At 68.6% G+C, this 17,248-nt stretch carries 18 protein-coding genes and 1 riboswitch; of the genes, 5 read left to right on the top strand and 13 right to left on the bottom strand.

Features of this window, described 5'->3' with window-relative positions; translation table 11 throughout:
- Positions 1-4 precede the first annotated feature (4 nt).
- The 8 genes from MJ783_RS11840 to MJ783_RS11805 form a co-directional block, all read right to left on the bottom strand.
- A complete protein-coding gene (locus tag MJ783_RS11840) occupies positions 5-1,138 on the bottom strand; it encodes a hypothetical protein (RefSeq protein ID WP_239310464.1) in 1,134 nt (377 codons plus the stop codon).
- Positions 1,129-1,992, bottom strand: a complete 864-nt coding sequence (locus tag MJ783_RS11835) for a PP2C family serine/threonine-protein phosphatase (RefSeq protein WP_239310463.1) — start codon at positions 1,990-1,992, stop codon at positions 1,129-1,131. Before MJ783_RS11835 ends, MJ783_RS11840 begins: the two co-directional genes overlap by 10 nt.
- Positions 1,989-2,603 (bottom strand): hypothetical protein, encoded by a 615-nt coding sequence (locus tag MJ783_RS11830; protein WP_239310462.1) that lies wholly within the window; start codon positions 2,601-2,603, stop codon positions 1,989-1,991. Before MJ783_RS11830 ends, MJ783_RS11835 begins: the two co-directional genes overlap by 4 nt.
- A 215-nt stretch (positions 2,604-2,818) precedes the next feature.
- On the bottom strand, positions 2,819-3,982 hold the full coding sequence (locus MJ783_RS11825; protein WP_239310461.1) for a hypothetical protein: 1,164 nt from the start codon (positions 3,980-3,982) through the stop codon (positions 2,819-2,821).
- Positions 3,983-4,308: 326 nt separating this feature from the next.
- Positions 4,309-4,683, bottom strand: a complete 375-nt coding sequence (locus tag MJ783_RS11820; protein WP_239310460.1) for a hypothetical protein — start codon at positions 4,681-4,683, stop codon at positions 4,309-4,311.
- Between the two features lie 443 nt (positions 4,684-5,126).
- Positions 5,127-5,960 carry a peptidoglycan-binding protein gene (locus MJ783_RS11815; RefSeq protein ID WP_239310459.1) on the bottom strand — a complete coding sequence of 278 codons (834 nt, stop codon included), beginning with the start codon at positions 5,958-5,960 and terminating at the stop codon, positions 5,127-5,129.
- Positions 5,961-6,093: 133 nt separating this feature from the next.
- Positions 6,094-6,852, bottom strand: coding sequence for a C40 family peptidase (locus MJ783_RS23655; protein ID WP_370651603.1), 759 nt, complete (start codon positions 6,850-6,852; stop codon positions 6,094-6,096).
- A 3-nt stretch (positions 6,853-6,855) separates the two neighbouring features.
- A riboswitch (cyclic di-AMP (ydaO/yuaA leader) is annotated at positions 6,856-7,017 on the bottom strand.
- A gap of 197 nt (positions 7,018-7,214) precedes the next feature.
- Positions 7,215-8,420, bottom strand: coding sequence for an acyl-CoA dehydrogenase family protein (locus MJ783_RS11805; RefSeq protein ID WP_239310458.1), 1,206 nt, complete (start codon positions 8,418-8,420; stop codon positions 7,215-7,217).
- Between MJ783_RS11805 and MJ783_RS11800 the strand changes: the two genes are divergently transcribed.
- The gene (locus MJ783_RS11800) at positions 8,400-8,684 is read left to right on the top strand and encodes a hypothetical protein (RefSeq protein WP_239310457.1); all 285 of its coding nucleotides are present in this window, start codon (positions 8,400-8,402) and stop codon (positions 8,682-8,684) included. The two genes, MJ783_RS11805 and MJ783_RS11800, sit on opposite strands and share 21 nt — an antisense overlap.
- 53 nt (positions 8,685-8,737) lie before the next feature.
- Here the strand turns inward: MJ783_RS11800 and MJ783_RS11795 are convergent, their stop codons facing one another.
- The 5 genes from MJ783_RS11795 to MJ783_RS11775 all read right to left on the bottom strand — a co-directional run bounded on the left by MJ783_RS11795 (position 8,738) and on the right by MJ783_RS11775 (position 13,257).
- A complete protein-coding gene (locus tag MJ783_RS11795) occupies positions 8,738-9,919 on the bottom strand; it encodes an amidohydrolase family protein (RefSeq protein WP_239310456.1) in 1,182 nt (393 codons plus the stop codon).
- Between the two features lie 94 nt (positions 9,920-10,013).
- Positions 10,014-10,253 carry a ferredoxin gene (locus tag MJ783_RS11790; protein WP_370651604.1) on the bottom strand — a complete coding sequence of 80 codons (240 nt, stop codon included), beginning with the start codon at positions 10,251-10,253 and terminating at the stop codon, positions 10,014-10,016.
- A gap of 41 nt (positions 10,254-10,294) precedes the next feature.
- The gene (locus MJ783_RS11785) at positions 10,295-11,524 is read right to left on the bottom strand and encodes a cytochrome P450 (protein WP_239310454.1); all 1,230 of its coding nucleotides are present in this window, start codon (positions 11,522-11,524) and stop codon (positions 10,295-10,297) included.
- Positions 11,524-11,988, bottom strand: a complete 465-nt coding sequence (locus MJ783_RS11780; RefSeq protein WP_239310453.1) for a nuclear transport factor 2 family protein — start codon at positions 11,986-11,988, stop codon at positions 11,524-11,526. The genes MJ783_RS11785 and MJ783_RS11780 overlap by 1 nt, the downstream gene beginning before the upstream one ends.
- Before the next feature lie 225 nt (positions 11,989-12,213).
- Positions 12,214-13,257 (bottom strand): NADP-dependent oxidoreductase, encoded by a 1,044-nt coding sequence (locus MJ783_RS11775; RefSeq protein ID WP_239310452.1) that lies wholly within the window; start codon positions 13,255-13,257, stop codon positions 12,214-12,216.
- A gap of 237 nt (positions 13,258-13,494) precedes the next feature.
- Between MJ783_RS11775 and MJ783_RS11770 the strand changes: the two genes are divergently transcribed.
- The 4 genes from MJ783_RS11770 to MJ783_RS11755 all read left to right on the top strand — a co-directional run.
- Positions 13,495-14,817 carry a CaiB/BaiF CoA-transferase family protein gene (locus MJ783_RS11770; RefSeq protein WP_239310451.1) on the top strand — a complete coding sequence of 441 codons (1,323 nt, stop codon included), beginning with the start codon at positions 13,495-13,497 and terminating at the stop codon, positions 14,815-14,817.
- Between the two features lies 1 nt (position 14,818).
- Positions 14,819-16,042 carry a CaiB/BaiF CoA-transferase family protein gene (locus tag MJ783_RS11765; protein ID WP_239310450.1) on the top strand — a complete coding sequence of 408 codons (1,224 nt, stop codon included), beginning with the start codon at positions 14,819-14,821 and terminating at the stop codon, positions 16,040-16,042.
- Positions 16,039-16,461, top strand: a complete 423-nt coding sequence (locus tag MJ783_RS11760) for a Zn-ribbon domain-containing OB-fold protein (protein WP_239310449.1) — start codon at positions 16,039-16,041, stop codon at positions 16,459-16,461. Before MJ783_RS11765 ends, MJ783_RS11760 begins: the two co-directional genes overlap by 4 nt.
- A 44-nt stretch (positions 16,462-16,505) precedes the next feature.
- On the top strand, positions 16,506-17,248 hold a 743-nt coding region (locus MJ783_RS11755), incomplete at its 3' end, for a thiolase family protein (protein ID WP_239310448.1).

The following is a 17,248-nucleotide window of genomic DNA, read 5'->3' as shown; positions in this document are numbered from 1 at the left end:
GCCGCTATCGGGCCGCGAGGAGCAGGATTACCAGCACGGCGATCAGCAGAGCCCCGACCACGAGAAAAACATTGGCGGCCTTCGTCCTGGACGTACCGGACGCGTCCACAACGCTGTCCGTCAACAGCGGAAAGGGGTCGAACTGGCCCGCTTCGGCCCGCCCGCACCACGGGCATTCCGCCAGATGCCCGCTGTAGGTGTGCTCCGGCCGGGCGTCACAGCTTTTCACATCAGCCCAGGCGAGATCGAGCGCTTCGGCCCATTCCTGCGCGGCGGGGCGCGTCCCGGCCACGGCGTGGCCGGCCCCGAACGCCTGCCTGGCCAGCTCCGCGACCCGCGGCGGGAGCACGCTGGGCGCAATCGCCTCGGCCGGAACCTCGACCTCGCTCGGCGCCGTCAGGACGGTGATGCCGTACTGGATGTTCGTCTCCGGCGACGGGTCGACATCCAGCGGCCGAGCCGGAATACCGTGAAACGGATGGTCCCCGCACAGCAGCAGCTGGCACACCAGCACGGCGAGGGTAAACCTGTCCGTTGCGACGCTCTTGGGCCCCGCCAGCTCGGGCAGCAGTTCAGGTGCGGCGTATTCCGGGGTAACGGTATGGCATGAGAACACCTCGCCGGCATGGGAGAACTGCAGCGAGTCACAGTCAAGAAAGCTGATCAGGCCGTCCGCCCGGACATGGATGTTGGATGGCGCGAGATCACCCACGACAATCTCCTGGTCATGCAGGATCGCGACCAGCTGAGCCAGGTTGCTGGCCACCCCCAGCAGGAATCTCCAGTCCTTGTCCGGGAATACTGTCAGGCGGGTGAGGTGCTCCAGGAGCGTGCTCAGCGGATGATCGTTGGAACGGCGCATGACGTACCCGAGCACCGCCCCGGCGGAATCGCGGGCCAGTTCCTGCGGCCATACCAGTCCCGGATGGCCGGATCCAGGCTCGACGAACTGCGACGCGGTGAAAGCCCGGAGCATGTGCTCAAGACGGCGGCCGCGCTCGGCGTCGGGCTCCCGGTAGATCTTCACGGCCTGCCGGGAATCAGCATCCACGGCGTAGACAATCGACTCGGTTCCGCTGCCGAGGACAGTGGAACAGGTCAGCCTGCGTCCGTCCACAAAAATCTCGGTCACCGACACAGGACCGCCACCAGCAGCGTCGTGTCGTCCTGGGTCACTTCCGTGACCGCCTCCCGCAGCAGCAGCTGGACGAGCCCGGAGGCATCAAAATGATCATCGTCGAGTAATCCGAGCACGGTGTCGATCACCGGCTCGGTAGCCACCGCCAGCCGGCCCTCCGGGTCACGTCGCAGCGTGACGGGGATCAGACCGTCGGTCGACATGAACACACCGGTGATCCACGGGTCGTAGACCGCGTTCACCCGGGCAGCCCGGCTCGTGTCCGAGGTCAGGAAGACCGTCTGGCTGGCGTGCTCGGGGTCAGCGCTCCCGGCGTCGAGCAGATGCAGGTTGGTCTGTCCCCCCTCACCGGTGCGGACGACGATGAAGCCGTCTCCGATGCTCAGATAACCGATCAGGGGATAGGCAAGCACGACAACCGTCAGTGTCGTCGCGAACTCGCCGATGTGCTCCCGCCCGGCGACCGCGGTGACAACTCGACGAAACTCCGTGACGATTTCCTCATGCGCGGCTGCCAACAGCTGGCGCAGGTCAGGCGCGGTCGCGGGCCGGCCGCTGGGGTGGATCCGGTCGCGCACCAGCCGGGTGGCCATCGCGACCGCGAGCCGGGATCCCTCGGCTGATCGCGGGGCGGATCCGGCGCCGTCGGCCACCGCCAGCACGTGGACGTCGGGCAGGGATCCCCGCTCGTACAGTGAAAGGTGCGCGAACGAATCCTCGCACCATTTCCCTTCCCGCACGTGTGAATAGCCCTGGACGCTGGCCCCCCGGATACGCCAACGGTAGGGCCGGACGCCGCCCGCGCTTCTTCCCGTGGGCGCGGGCGGCCGGGCGGGCTGCCGGCCGGAGGTCACGCCTGCCTCGGCTGGTAACCGCGCAGCTTGTAGTTGGGATCCTCCACGCTGCGGTCCAGTTGCAGCAGGATGTCACTGAAATCGAACCGGCCGTATACCATGTTTCGTTCCGGCGCGAACGCGCGCAGGGTTTCCTGGCCCAGATCGTCGATGGGTGGGATGCCGATCGCGAAGAGGGCAAGCTTCTGAGCCGCCTCCAGGCCGCGAATCTCTCCTGCCAGCGGGTGCCAGTCCGACGCCGGCTTCCCCTCCTCGTCGGTCGGCCTGCCATCGGTGACAAGCCAGACGAGCGGCCGCTTCCAGGTCACCTTTTCCTGGGCCAGCTGCCGCTTACGTGCTTCGATAACCGAGATACTGAGCCGAATCGCCTCAACCAGCGGTGTCACGCCGTCAGCGCTCAGCTTCGGTGGCCGAAAACTATGGGCCGGGACGAACGGAGTCCGGTCGCTGCGCGGATCGAAACTCTCGTCCCCACGCCACTTGCGCACTCCCCCGGCGCCAAACGTTATGAGCGCGAACTCGGTGGTCGCCGCCATCTTCTCGCCCGCGTGCATGCTTCGCGCCCAGCTGGCGAGCGCGTCGTTGAGCTTGTCGATCGCCTCGCCGCGCATGGAATAGGAGGTGTCCATGCAGAGGACCACGAGCACGCGATGACTGGGCCGGGGAATGGGGATGTTCCCAATAACGTCCCGTGGCTGACGGCGGTCCGTTGCCCGGTCGGGGCTGTTACGAGGTGCCATGGTGTGATCTGTCCCCGTTCCCAGTTCCAGTAGGCCGAAAAAACACGATCATGGGCTCCGAACCGCGCCGGATGTCTCAGCGCACGCTATGGACGAGGCCCGGAGCGGCCTTGCGCCGGCCACGCCTGCAACCCATCCACCTCGTGCGTCCTCAACACCACCTGGCTGCCGACGCGGGGCCGAGGCGCGTCGGGACCCCCCATCCATCGGGCCCGGTAGAGCCCCCCGTCGACCGCGACATAACCCTGCGGGCCAAAAGCGGAATGCACCGTGCCGAGCTGGCTGACGGCTATGTTTGGCGGCGCGACAGGTGACACTGGCCGTGATTGGGCCCGCCCCCCGTCCATGCTGTCCGCGTCACTGGCGGGCTCCTCCCCGGCATGGTCCCCGCGCCGGCGGCCGATGGCGAAGCCAAGCACGAGCATCACGCCCGCAACCAGCACATAGGCCAGCGTCGACAGTATCGATGACAGTACCGAATGGGGCTGAGCCGGCGGGGACCCCGGCGGGGTCACGGGTGATTGCGCCGTCGGGGAAGGGCTGGCGGACGGCTGAGCCGGATCGGCCAGGCTACCCAGCGTCTCCACCTGTGACACCCGCCCAAGGACGACAGCCAGGAAAAAGGAATCACCGCTGGTCGTGTACATGCCCGCGGTCCGTTCCGCCGGGGTGCCCGCCACCTGCTCCTGACATTCCTTCACGCAGGACAGCGCCAGCCCGTGGTTATGGGACAGCGCGCCGCGGGCCTGGTCCCAGTCAGCGAACCGGTGGTCGGCAATCGCCAGCAGCAGCGAGCCAGCCGTCCCGAGATCCGCTGGACCGCCTGTCGCGGGCCCAGCCAGCGGCACGGCCTGAGACGACAGGGCCTGAACGGCGAGCACCGCACGACGACGGAAGATCGAGTCCAGATCGGTCAGCGTGGTGGGGTCATTGGCCAGCGTGGCGGCGCGGGCCACCCGCACCACAACGGCTCCGCCAGTTTCCGGTATGCCTTTGAGCAGGGTGTTCAGATTTCCCAGAACGCTTCGGTCGACCTTCTCCGGCAGCTCAACGACACGGATCGCAAAGGCGGTGTCACCGGCAGCTCCCAGTGGGGCAAACGCGGATACCGGCGGCACCCCCCAACGGAGGATGAACGACCCCAGGGCGAGTGTCAGGAGCAGGCCCACGACGCTGACGGCCGCCCCGGCCGCGGGCAACAACGCCCGTAATCGGGCCGGGCCTCGCCCGGCAACGCCCGTTTCACCCACTGTGCGGCAATAATGGCCTCTTCGCAGCAACTAAGCCCCCCCTGAATGTCTGCTGCTGTTTGTGACAGTACAGGCCATCATGGTGATCAGAGAAGAGCATAGGCCCCAAGCCGGCAGGCACCCCCAGCGGCGGCCCGCTGGGGGTGCTCTGTGTATCCGGTCCGCACACACCGACGCTATGATCGCGGTCTGGGCGCGGCATCCGCCGCCGTCCGCGCCCGTGATGTCGCGCTGGTCCACACGTGCCACCCGAGCGACGCCGGGAGGCTATGCGCGCCCGGCAACAGGGCGCTTGTGCCCTGGCCGGGATCAGCCGTGGACTGTTCTCACTCAGAATCCGCCTGTTGCTCCGGCCCGCCGAACGCCTGCCGGGACCCGCCGAGGGGCTCGGCCTGCTCGTCGCCAGTGGCTTCGGCGCCCGGCTGCTCGGCTTCGGCGCCCGCTGGCCCGGCCTCGCCGCCGGCCTGTGCCGCCTGGCCGGTGCCCGCCGTGACACCGACCAGTTCGCGTAGGCGTGCCTCGATGTACGGCTCGGTATAGTGCGATCTGTCCGCGATCCGCCGAACGAGGTCGTTGACGCTGGAGACGGCTTCGAGGTCCGCGGTGCTCACCTGGACGAACTGGTCAAGTATCTGATACCGGATCTCCCGCCAGTTCTGCCGTAGATACTGCTCAACTTGCTGCGCCTGCTGCTGCTCCATTCGATCGCCTCCACCACGAGTCGTCGTTTTTCAGCCATGCGAGGCTCCGGCAGCAGAGCGTTCGATCAGGCAGCGGCGTCCGGGTGGATGGATCGCGAGGCCGCGGAAGGATGCGCCCTGGTATTGGGCGTGGACCGACGACAACGACGCGAGGCGCCGCCCGGGCGGCGCGAGCCGGACAGTCCTGTTGCCGGAGCCTCTCAATCTACGACACCCGAACCAGGAGTCAACCGGAAATCACGAGCGCCCGGCAACAGGGGCACAGATATCCATGTCCTCCGTTGCGGATTTTCTGCGGAAAACCGCGCTTTGCCGCGAGCTGTATATGCCCAGCGTGATACCCATGCGCAGGGATAACGCCGGAGGTGGCGACCGGGGTGCCGGGGTGCCCGTGCGTCGCCGCGTCCCCTCTTGTCGACCGCTCAACGAGCGCTCAACGACCACTAAGCGGCGGAATGGAACAGCGCGGCGCGGGTCCGCGGACCGACAACGCCGTCGGCCACCAGCCCGTGCCGGCGCTGGTAGGCCTTTACTGTTCCGGTGGTGCGCGGCCCGAAATTCCCGTCCACCGCGACCGGGTAGCCGTACCCGGCCAATTGCCGCTGAATCTGACGGACGCCGGGACGCAGGCGGTGCGTGTAACGGACCGCCTGCACGCGGGGAGCCGGCGCGTCCGGTCGTGCCATTGCCACACCGGGCGCGTCGGCCTGGGCAGAAGTGTTGACAGGGCCGCTGGGAACGGCCGGGTAAGCGCTTGCGCCGCTGTCACCGCCCGCGCCGGCGGCGGCGGCAGCCGCCGCGCCCCGCCCGAGGTACCGGCGGTAGGAGCCGTTGGTGTACGTACTCCATGCTCCGATGCCCTGCACGTCGCATACCCGCCTGGCGGCCTGTGCGTTGACGGCTGGATCGAACAGATCCGCCCCGCCGACCCAGCTCGCATGCGCCCGCATGTTGATCTGCCATAGTCCGCGGGAATCCTCGCCGCTGGAATTGTGCGCGTCCGGGTTGCCGCCGGACTCGGCCAGTGCGACCGCGACCCAGGTTCCCAGCGGTATCCCGGCGCAGCCAGCCAGCCCCGCGTTCCTGCCAGCACCGGCGATGGCAGCGTCAGAAACAATTCCTGGAGCGACAGCGCTCGTGCTGGGCGGAGCCACGGGGCTCGCGCTCGCCGGACTCGCGGTCAGCATCATGCCCGCCGTCGCGCCGATGACACCGGCGGCGGCAGCCACCGCGCCGCGGTTGCGTTCGGGCTGCTTCCGGTGGCTTTTTCCTCGCATTTTCCGGTGACTTCTTCGGTGTGTTCCGCTGGATAGTGTTCCACTGGACATGAGCAGCCAGTTCACCTCAGTATCGTTGATCGGATCAGTAACGTTGATCGGCGCGTACCCGCCTGGCGGTCCGGCCCGGTCATCACCCCAGGCGGCCGACCAGATAACTCGCGGAATAAATCTTCTGCAGCCGAACGACGGTGCCGGTGTGGGGCGCGGCCCACATCATTTCGTTCCCGGCGTAGATTCCCACATGGTAGATGTTTCCGGGCTGACCGAAGAAAATGAGATCGCCGGGCTGCTTGGCATCCTGCGATATCTTCCGCGACGCCGCGTACTGGGCGTCGGTCACCCGCGGCACACTGCGGCCGAGCTGTTTGTAAATGTACTGGACAAGACCAGAGCAGTCGAAGGAGTTCGGGCCCTGCGCGCCCCACGCATACGGTTTACCCGCCTGCTTCGATGCCAGGTAGACAACCTTCTCGCCGAGGCTCCCGGCGGACAGCGACGCGCTGTCCTGCTGCGTTGACGCGCTGTTCTGGTCCTGCTGTCCCGCCAGCCCACGTGCTGGTTCCTCCGCCCCCGTGGCGCCCGTGGCGCCCGTGGCCGGACCGGGCTCCGCGGGGGCTGTCCCGGGGGCTCCCGCGGCGGTGGTGTCACCGGCCCAGGCCGGCACGGCGGCGGTGGCCTGGGGCGCATCGGTCGGGCTGTCGGCCCCGGTGTCGTTTGCCAGCGCCGGGGCTGACAAAGCGGTCAGGGCAACGGTACCGGTAGCCGCGGCGGCAACCACGGCGCGCGCGGAGCGACGGCCAAAACTGGGCTTGACCGGCTGCGCACGGTGACGACCGCGGCGGGAAATAATCGTGTCGGCCGGATCTGAGCACGCCTGATCTGCAGGCAACGATGATCCTTCCCGTACGCCTGCGAGGTTAGCTGTCGGGTTCGGGCCGGGAAGCCCGGTCGGCACGCACGGGATGTGCGGCCGGCTTCACCCCAAGGACGTCGTAGTGGCAACGACGCCCGGCGGGACCTGGGTCCCCCGCTTCTGCCCTGGCGATGGTGAGGAGGGGACACCGGGCCGAGGGCAGAACTCGGCGTCCGGCCCGGTGCTACTGAGAGCCCGGCCACGGTAGCGAACTACGCCCTGTGACCGCAAGGCCTAATTTTCCGCGAATTTCGCCGCAAGTTGGTTACCGTTCGTGTTAACCATCCGGCCAGGCAGCCCACGGACAACAACCGGAAACAGGTTGGCGCTACCAGCCGTCATGGTGCGTCTGGACGGCTGTCATGGTGCCGACGGACCACCCGGCGGGCGATCGCCCAGCGATGGGTCTCCGACGGTCCGTCATAGATGCGGAAGGGACGCACCTCGCGCAGGAAGCGCGACAACAGCACATCCCCGGAGATACCGAGAGAGCCGCAGATCTGCAGCGAGCGGTCGACGACCCGCCACACGGCCTCGGCGGTGAAGGTCTTCGCGATCGCGGTCGACTGGGCTCCGGAACGGCCCTGGTCGAGCTCCCAGCAGGCCTGCATGATCAGCCCACGGGACGCGGCGATGTCGATCTCGTTATCCGCGATCATCGCCTGAGCCATGCCCAGCTCCGCCAGCCGGGAACCGAACAGCCGCCGGTCCGCGGCCCTGGCCACGGCGATGTCCTGGGCCCGCCGGGCAATACCCAGCCAACGCATGCAGTGGGTCGTCCGGGCCGGGCCGAGGCGGACCTGGGCGTAGTCGAAGCCCTTGTCCACCTCGCCGAGCACAGCCTCGTGCGCTACCATGCAGCCGTCGAACAGCACCTCGCAATGGCCGCCGTACAGGCTTTCGTCCAGGGTCTCGATATGACGGACGATCTTCATGCCAGGGTTGCCCGCGTCGACGAGGAACATCGTCGCCCCGCCGCGCTGCCCCGGCTCGCCCGAGGTGCGGGCCATGCAGATCGCGTATCCGGCGCCGTCCGCGCCGCTGATGAACCACTTGCGGCCGTCGATCCGCCAACCGCCCGCGTCCTTCACCGCGCGTGTGGTCAGCGCGGTCGGATCCGACCCCGCTCCGGGCGCGGGCTCCGTCATCGCGAAGCAGGAACGCACCGCACCGGTTGCCAACGGCCGCAGGTAGCGCTCCTTCTGCCCGGCCGTCGCGATGACCTCGAGCAGGTGCATGTTGCCCTCGTCGGGAGCGGCGATGTTCAGCGCCAGCGGGCCGAACAGCGAGTAGCCCGCCTCCTCGAACACGGGCGCCCGGCCGCGCATGTCCAGGCCGTGCCCGCCGTACAGCGCCGGTACGTGCGGGGCGAAGATCCCCGCATCCTTGGCTGCCTGCTGGAGCCGTGCGCGCATCGCGTCGCCGCCGCGCGCGGCAACGCCCCCGAAGCGTTCCTCCTCGGGCATGACGACGGTCCGCACAAATTCGGCGGTACGCCGGGTGAGATCGTCGACCACCGGGCCGTGATCAAAATCAACGGGCACGTGCACCTCCGTCACGCCGGCTCGCGTCGCCCGCAAGGCGAGCTGTCGCGGATCCAGCTGACAATCATCGATTTTTTGCCAGCAAAGCAGGCTGGCCAGCTCGCGCACAAGGAACGGTCAACATTAAAGATCAAATCGCGGGCGTGGGTCGTCAACACTGTTGACTACAGGAGAAGGTCAAACACTCGTGACCAACAGCAATCAGCCATCTCCATCCGCATCGCCAGCACCGCACCGCTGTCGTGGGCTTCAGAGCGTGTGTGAGATCGTCATTCCGGCTCACTGATCGCAAGCCCGATCTCACACACGCTCTCAGGTCAGTCCAGGTGGTAGATACGGGCCGCGTTGTCGTGCAGAATTTTGTGGGACACATCGCCGGGCAGGTCCGCGAACGCCGCCGCGATGAACAGGTCCGGTCGGACCGCCGCGCTCGCCGGACCAGGCGACATGCTCGTCGGGTGCGGGAAGTCGGTCTCGTAGAGGAAGTTGTCGGGACCGAGGAGTTCGATCGCCTGCCGGGCGGTCTCGCGCTCGAACCAGAAGCAGCCGAAGATCTGGCGCTGGAAGTACTCGCTGGGCAGCAGGTCGTACTCGGGGTGTTCGAGCGGGACACCGCAGTTGCGCCACTGCCAGTCCAGGGCGGCCAGGGCGTACGGGAGCCAGCCGATGCCGCTCTCGACCGAGACGAAGTTCAGCCGCGGGAAGCGGTGGCAGATCCCGGCGCAGATGACGGTCGCGATGGCCCGGGCGTTGCCCATGAAGAAGGAGACCCCGACCGAGGCGTAGTTCGCGTGCATCCCGTTACCGGGGACGTTCTTCTCGATCAGCGAGAGGTCACCTGAGGCGATGTGGAAGTTGACCGGGACGCCGAGGTCCTGGGCGGTCGCCCAGATCGGGTCCCAGTGGGGATCACCGAGCAGCGGCAGGCCGAAGAACTCGGTCTCCTGGGCCATGATCACACCTTTGTGCCCCATCGCGACCGTCCGCTCGATCTCGGCCACGCTCGCCGCCAGGTCCCAGAAGGGCAGCGCCGCCATCGGCAGCAGGCGACGCGGGTCCGCGCTCGCCCAGTCGGTCTGGTAGTCGTTGTACGCCTGGATGCAGCGCAGCATCAGCTCGGGGTCCTTGAGCCCGAGGAACCTCCCGGTGCCAAACCCCGCCACGTTGGGGTAGAGCACCTGGGCCCAGATCCCGTACTCGTCCATTCTGCGCAGCCGGTCGGGGGCGTTCCACAGCGCCGGGTCGACGTCGGCGAGCCGGCGGGGGTGCTTCGGCGGGAACTCGCCCCAGCCGGCCATCGCCCCGCCCGCCGTGGCCGACAGGCGCGCGTCGCCGAAGTACCACGCCTCCTCCTGGCGGTCGTCGTCCCAGCGGACGTGCGGGACCAGGTCACCCCACTTCGCCGTGGAGATCCGCGACGTCCACAGATCAGCGGGTTCGATCACATGGGTATCCGTGTCGATCACCCTGATGCCGTCGATCACCGACGCCTCGGCCATGACACCGTTCCCTTCACCGTTCTCGGGGGCACCTGCCGGGGCACCGAGGGCATGGCGGTCGCCCCGGCCTATGAGCGCCCTGATGTGACGAACATTATTTCTTATGAGGAAATTCAGCAAGGTCGCGGCTTTCGCCGGTCCGCTCGACGGCCATGACCGTGATCGCTTCCTCCGGGCACGAGCGGGCACCGAGCCACGCCGCCTGCGCCCGGTCGGCGGCCGCGGCGAAGGCAACGCCTCGTGGCTGGGAGAAGCCATCGTCATCGGCGTCGAACACGTCCGGAGCCAGCGAATAGCAGCGGCCGTGCCCGGTGCAGCGGGCGGGATCAATCATGATCTCCACGGCGCGCTCCTCCTCGGTCGTCGGCTCGGCAGTCATGACCGCTCCCAGGCAAGCGGCAGCGCGACCAGCCCGGCCGCGCCACCGCGCTCGAGCACCGGCTCGGCGGAGGCGAGCCGGTAGTCCGGGATACGCCGGTGCCACTCCCGCAGGGCGACGGCCATCTCGGCCCGAGCGAGATGGGAGCCGAGGCACCGGTGCGGCCCGGCCGCGAAGGAGATGTGCCGGTTGGCCGTACGGTCGAGATCGACCCGCTCGGGATCCGGGAAGGACCGGGGGTCGCGCATGGCCGCGCCCAGCGTCAGCAGCACCATGTCCCCCTTCTTCATCGGGCAGCCGTGGAACTCCACGTCGCGGGTGACCTTGCGGCCGTCCTGAATGATCGGGAAGGCCCGCAGGAACTCCTCCACCGCCGTGGGCACCACGGCCGGGTCGGTCGCCACCCGCCGCCGGTGCTCCGGTGTCGTCGCGAGATGGTGGAAGGAGTAGCTCAGCTGGCTCTTGACGGTGTCCAGACCGGCAAGGACGAGCACGACGCACATCTGCAGGATCTCGTCGTCGCGCAATGGCCGATCCTCGTAGCGTTCCGTCATGAGGTAGCTGACGAAATCCGCCGCCGGATCACGCGGGGCCGCCCGCCGGTCCGCGACCACCCTGACGAAGTACTCCGTCATCGCGCCCATCGCCGCCATCGTCCGGGCCTGGCCCGCGGGATCGCTGAAGGCGTCGAAGATCGTGTCCACCCAGTCGACGAACAGCATGTCGTCGGCCGCGGGCAGACCCATGATCGACAAGAAGACCCGGGTCGGGTACACCGCCGCGAAGTCGGCCACGAACTCGCAGCCGCCCCTGCCGACAAAGGTGTCGATGGTCTGGTTGCACAGTTCGCGCATCCGGGGGGCCATACCCGCGACCGTGCGGGGTGAGAAGGGCCGGTTGAGGATCTGGCGGTACCGGCTGTGCTCGGGCGGGGCGACATTCGTCGGAATCCAGCGGTAGCCAGGGTTCGGGTCCAGGACGATCACCGAATCACTACCGAAGATCTCGGGGGCCTGATACGCCTCCCGGCACTCCTCGTAACGGGTGAGCATCCAAAAACCGGTCCCGAAGCTGTTCCAGCAGACGGGGGCGGCCTCGCGCAGCTCCGCCATCTCCCGGACGGCGGTCAGCACCGGCCGCGGGGACATGATGTCATAGTTGATCACCGGGCAGCTGCCGGCAGGTGGCATGCCGCCCGCCATAGATGCCGGTGTGGACGCCGGCATCAGCCGATCGCCTGGCTCTGGTCGAAGGCCCGGATCTCGATCCAGCCGACCTCGAGCTCGATCTGGGTGATGAGCCAGCCCTCGCCGTCCCGGCGCAGTCGGTTGCGGTAACGGCTGGACATCTGCATGACCTGGTCGGGATCGTCGGCGGCGACCTGGTGGGACGTGAGGTAGGCAAGTGTCGAGGCCTGGTCGCCCTCGATGTCGACGTGGTAGACGGACAGCAGGTGGTGCTGGAAACCGCGGTCCGCGGTCATCTTGTCGATCCACGCCACGATGGCGTCGGCGCCCTCGACCCACTCGTTCCACGTACCGCCCAGACAGAAACGCATCCGGGCGTCCTCGGCGAAGACCGCGCGTAAGCCGACGAAGTCCTTCTGGTCGACCGTGGAGCAGTAGCGGCAGAGCGTGTCACTGATGTTGACGCGGTCGCGGACGTCTTCGAACGTCCTCACGATTGTCATCCGTTCTCCTCCTGAGATGGTGAAACCCGGTCGCGGTGCGAGCGGGCCACGCTGGGCCGCTGTGCCGGGCCCCGCCCCGGAGCAGCCCGGTACCCACGGTGGGGCCACCCGCCTGGTGCCCCGTTCCGGTGTGTCGCTTCCGGCCGCGCGTCCCACCCCCCGTCGACGGCCGCGGCCGAGGCTGGGGACAGATTCCTTATAACGAACTAGTCTTGTCAAGAGCGATCAGTGATCCACGTCACCGACCGCGGACGAGCCGAAATGGACGATCATCTTCCCGACGTTGTCACCGCGCAGCATCGCCAGGAACGCCGGCCAGGCGGCCTCGACACCGCCGTGGACAGCCGTCTCGACGCTGCGGACCGCGCCCGCCCGCAGCCAGCGCGACATGTCACCGGTGAAAGCGGCGTGCTGGTCAGCATGATCGCTGACGAGGAAGCCTGTCATCCGCAGCCGGCGCCAGATCATCAGCAGCAGGTTGCGCGGACCGGGCACGGGTTCGGTCGCGTTGTAGGTGGAGATCGCCCCGCAGAGCGCGATGCGGCCGAACGGGCGCATGACCCGGATCGCGGCTTCCAGCTGCTCTCCCCCGACGTTGTCGAAGTAGACGTCCAGGCCGTCCGCGCCCACCTCCGTCAGCGCCACGGCGAGCGACGCCCGCACGGGCGAGTCACGGTAGTTGAACGCCGCGTCATATCCGAGCTCCTCGGTGAGGAAACGAACCTTCGCCTCAGCGCCCGCGCTGCCGATCACTCGGCAGCCCATGGCTTTGGCGATCTGGCCGGCGGTGGCACCCACCGCGCCGGCCGCGGCCGAGACGAACACGGTTTCCCCGGGCTTGCACGCGGCGACGTGCGACAGCCCGACATAGGCGGTCATGCCCGTGATGCCCAGGGCGCCGAGGTAGGTGGAGGCGGGAAAAGCGTCCGTGTCGACGGGTTCGGCGGCCGCGGCGGGGACCAGCGCGTACTCCCGCCATCCCGCCTGGTGGACCACGGACCGGCCGGCCGGGATGCCAGGCTCACCGGACGCGATCACCGTGCCGACCGCGTGTCCCAGCATCGGCGCGCCGAGCGCGTAGGGCTCGGTGTAGGAGACCGCCTCGCTCATCCGGCCGCGCATATACGGCTCCACCGACATCGCGGTGTTGCGCACGAGGAGTTCGCCCGGCCCGGGGCCGGGTACGTCAACCTCCACCAAGGCCACGTCGTCGTCCGTCGGCCACCCGGTGGGACGGCGGACCAGGTGCCATTCCCGGCTACCAGTCACTGCTGGCTCCTCCCAACCCGGTCCGCCCCGCCCGCACACCCGCGGGGCCGTGGGGCCGCACCGGCACGTGATCGATCCATATCGGATTGGCACGATATTCGTCATGATGAAAAGCCACAAGAGTCACCCCGGCCCGGCCCGCCGGCAGCGGGGCGGACATGGCGCGATCAGGGGCTTGCGGCGTTTCATCATGAGAAATACAGTTGGCTGCGCATCCGACCCCAGGGAGGCGGCACGGTGGACACTCAGCAGTCGCCGACGCGGGACTCGACGCGGCAGACGCGGCAACGGAGGCCCCGGGCCCGCCGCGGGCCGCTGACCGGTATCCGCATAGCCGACTTCTGCTGGATGGGCGTCGGCTCCGTCGCCACCCGCATGCTCGCGGACTTCGGCGCCGAAGTCATCAAAATCGAAGACCGGACCCGCCTCGACATGCCACGTCGGCTGCCGTTCTACAAGAATGATCCCCGTTCCTTCGGGGAGGAGGATCCGCATCCCGATCCGGACAAGGGCGGGCTGTTCAACAACTACAACCGCAACAAGCTCGGCGTAACGATCAATATGCGCTCAGCCGAAGGCCGGGAGCTGGCGGAGCGGCTCATCGCGGCAAGCAGTGTGGTGACGGAGAATTTCGCCCCCGGCGTCATGGACCGCTGGAACCTGACCTACGAACGGTTGCGGGCGCTGTGCCCCGAGGTCATCTACGCCCACATGAGCGGTTTCGGCCAGAGCGGCCCGCACCACTCCTACCGCAGCTACGGGCCGGTGGTGCAGGCGGTCAGCGGGCTGTCCTTCATCAGCGGCCTGCCCGGCCGGGAGCCTTCGGGATGGGGCCTGTCCTACATGGACAACCAGGCCGCCTACTGCAACAGCGCGGCTCTGCTCATGGCGGTCCTGCATCGCAACGCGACGGGGAAGGGCACGGAAATCGATGTCTCCGCCGTGGAGGCCGGCGTCTGCCTGCTCGGTCCCGACCTGCTCGACGTCACCGTGAACGCGCGGCCGACCCGCCGGCCGGGCTTCCCCCTGGGGAACCGGCTGGAGCATCCGCCAGCCGCCCCGCACGGGGTGTACCCCTGTGCCGGTGCGGACCGGTGGGTGGCCGTCGCGGTCTTCGACGACGCCGACTGGCAGCGCCTGGTGACCGTCCTCGGCAGCCCCGGCTGGGCCGCGGACCCACGTTTCGCCAGCCAGCAGAGCCGGTTTGCCCACTCCGACGCGCTCGACGCCCACCTGAGCGCATGGACACAGCAGCGATCGCCACACGAAATCATGACGCTCCTGCAGGACAACGGCGTCTGCGCCGGTGCCGTCCAGGACGCGCGCGACCTCAACGAGATCGACCCGCAGCTCGCCCATCGTGGCATCTTCTTCGAGCTGGACCACCCGGTGATCGGCCCGGCGCGCTTCGAGGGAACGCCGGTGGCCTTCTCCCATATCGAGCAGGACAACTGGCGGTCGGCTCCCCTGCTCGGCGAGGACAACGCCTACGTCTTCACCGAGCTCCTCGGCCTGTCCGCCGACGAGATGGCTGGCCTCGCCGCGGCGGGTGTGATCTGACGTGCCCCCCGCTTCCCCGCCCGCGGCGGCCGGCTCCCCCGCGCTCCCCTACTCGGGGCTGACGGTCGTCGAGTGGGCCGGTGACCCCGCCGGTGAGCACACCGGGAAACTGCTCGCGGAGCTGGGTGCCGACGTCGTCAAGGTCGAGCCACCCCAGGGGTCACCGACGCGCCAGGCCGGCCCCTTCGCCCGCGGTGTCGTCAGCGCCGACACAAGCCTGACATTCTGGTACTACAACCTCGGTAAGCGCAGCGTCGTCCTTGACGGACCGGAATCGGGCCGGGCGTCGTTACACCGCCTGCTCGCCGGCGCGGATGTCCTGCTCGTCACCCTGCGGCCGAGCGAGATCGCCGCGGCCGGCCTTGACTACTCCCGACTGTTGGCCGAATACCCACGGCTGGTCATCCTGTCGGTCACCCCGTTCGGGCTGGACGGCCCGTGGGCGGACTACCGCACGTCCGACCTGGTCGGCCTGGCCGCTGGCGGCCCGCTGGCGAGCTGCGGCTACGACGACCACACCATCCCGCCCATCCGGCCCGGCGGCAACCAGGGCTACCACACCGCGGCGAGCTTCGCGCACTGCGGCCTGCTGCTGGCCCTGCTCGACCGGCAGCGCACCGGCGCCGGGCAGCTGGTGGACGTGTCCATGCACGAGTCCCTCGCCGTCAGCGGGGAGCTGGCGAACCCGTACTGGTTCTACCCACGCGTCCTCGTGCGACGCCAGACCTGCCGGCACGCGCAACCCGTGCCGACCCAGCCGGCGCTGTTCCGCTGCGCGGACGACCGGTGGGTGTACTTCGCGCTCATCCTCGCCGACCAGAAGCCCTGGGATGCGCTGGTCTCCTGGATGGAAAGCGTCGGCGTGGCCGCGGACCTGACCGATGCCGCCTACCGCGGCCTGGCCCACCGCCAGCGGAACTTCGCGCACATCCAGGAACTCATCGAATGCCTGTTCCTCCTGCTGGACTCCGCCACGGCCTACCACGAGGGGCAGCGGCGGGGACTGCCGATCGGGCCGGTCAACGCCCCCGAGGACGTCCTCGACGACGAGCACCTGCGGGCGAGGGCCTTCTTCGCCACAATCGAGCTCGACGACGGCGTCAGCGCGCCGGTCCCGATGAGCCCCTACCGGTTCTCGTCCTTCCCGGCCGTGGCGCCGACACGGGCGCCGCGCCTGGGCGAACACACCCGGCAGCTGCTCGACGGCGGGGAGGCGGACCTGTGACAAGGACACGGCCGGTGGACGACGGCCTGTTCGTCGAAGGCGATGACGGGCCGAGCCTCGTCGCCAGCGGCTGCCGGTCCTGCGGGACGACGACCTTTCCCCGCCAGCGGTCGTGCCCGAGGTGCGCCCGGATGGACATGGCGGACCGCGTCCTTCCCCGCCGCGGCACGCTGTGGTCCTTCACCGTGCAAGGTTTCCGTCCCAAATCCCCCTATGCCGGCCCGGCGGACTTCACCCCCTACGGCGTGGGATACGTGGAGCTGCCCGGTGCGGTCATCGTCGAGGCCCGCCTGACTGAGAACGACCCGCGGCGGCTGCGGATCGGGGATCCGATGGAGCTGGTCCTGGTGCCGTTGCGGACGGACGACGACGGCACCCAGGTCCTCACCTACGCGTTCGCCCCGGTGCGCTCCGCCTGACCCGCAGTGAAAATCAGCCACCAGTAACCACAGAGGAGTATGCCGTGGACGTCGCCGTCGTGGGCATCGGGATCCACCCGTTCGGACGGCACGAAGGGGTCAGCGGACGGGCGCAGGGAGCCTGCGCGGCTCGGGCGGCGCTGGCGGACGCGGGCCTGGAATGGACTGACATCCAGTTCGCCTTCGGCGGCAGCCACGCGGCGGGGGACGCGGACTCGCTCGTCTCGGAGCTGGGGCTGACCGGTATCCCGTTCATCAACGTGTCCAACGGGTGCGCGACGGGTGGCAGCGCCCTGATCAGTGCCGACAGCACCATCCGGTCGGGCGCGTACGAGCTCGGCATGGTGATCGGCTTTGACAAGCATCCGCGGGGCGCGTTCGACACCGACCCCGCCGCAGTCGGCCTCGGAGGCTGGTACGGCGAGACCGGGCTCATGCTGACCACCCAGTTCTTCGCCATGAAGGCACAACGCTACCTGCACACCCACGGCATCAGCACGTCGGTGCTGGCGAAAGTGGCGGCCAAGGCCTATCACAACGGCTCGCTGAACCCGCACGCGTGGCGGCGCACCCCACTCACCGAAGAGGAGATCCTGGCGTCAGCCATGCTGAGCCATCCGCTGACGCAGTACATGTTCTGCTCGCCAGGGGAAGGCGGGGTCGCGCTCGTGCTGTGCCGGGCGGACCGCGCCCGCAGGTACACCGACACACCGATCTACCTGCGGTCCGCGGTGCTGCGTACGCGCCGCTTCGGCTCGTTCGAGGTGTTCAGCCCGTGGCTGGCGCT

The organism is Protofrankia sp. Cj3, assembly GCF_917627355.1.
GTDB lineage: Bacteria > Actinomycetota > Actinomycetes > Frankiales > Frankiaceae > Protofrankia.
The sequence above is the reverse complement of the archived record's forward strand: the minus strand, read 5'-3'. Positions and strand labels throughout refer to the sequence as shown.

Bases quoted from the DNA above. Each gene is read 5' to 3' on its own strand.
- MJ783_RS11830 (WP_239310462.1), bottom strand. From the start codon at position 2,603: ATGCGCGGCGAGGCGATCGACAAGCTCAACGACGCGCTCGCCAGCTGG.
- MJ783_RS11820 (WP_239310460.1), bottom strand. From the start codon at position 4,683: ATGGAGCAGCAGCAGGCGCAGCAAGTTGAGCAGTATCTACGGCAGAAC.
- MJ783_RS11815 (WP_239310459.1), bottom strand. From the start codon at position 5,960: ATGCGAGGAAAAAGCCACCGGAAGCAGCCCGAACGCAACCGCGGCGCG.
- MJ783_RS11795 (WP_239310456.1), bottom strand. From the start codon at position 9,919: ATGGCCGAGGCGTCGGTGATCGACGGCATCAGGGTGATCGACACGGAT.
- MJ783_RS11790 (WP_370651604.1), bottom strand. From the start codon at position 10,253: ATGATTGATCCCGCCCGCTGCACCGGGCACGGCCGCTGCTATTCGCTG.
- MJ783_RS11785 (WP_239310454.1), bottom strand. From the start codon at position 11,524: ATGCCGGCGTCCACACCGGCATCTATGGCGGGCGGCATGCCACCTGCC.
- MJ783_RS11780 (WP_239310453.1), bottom strand. From the start codon at position 11,988: ATGACAATCGTGAGGACGTTCGAAGACGTCCGCGACCGCGTCAACATC.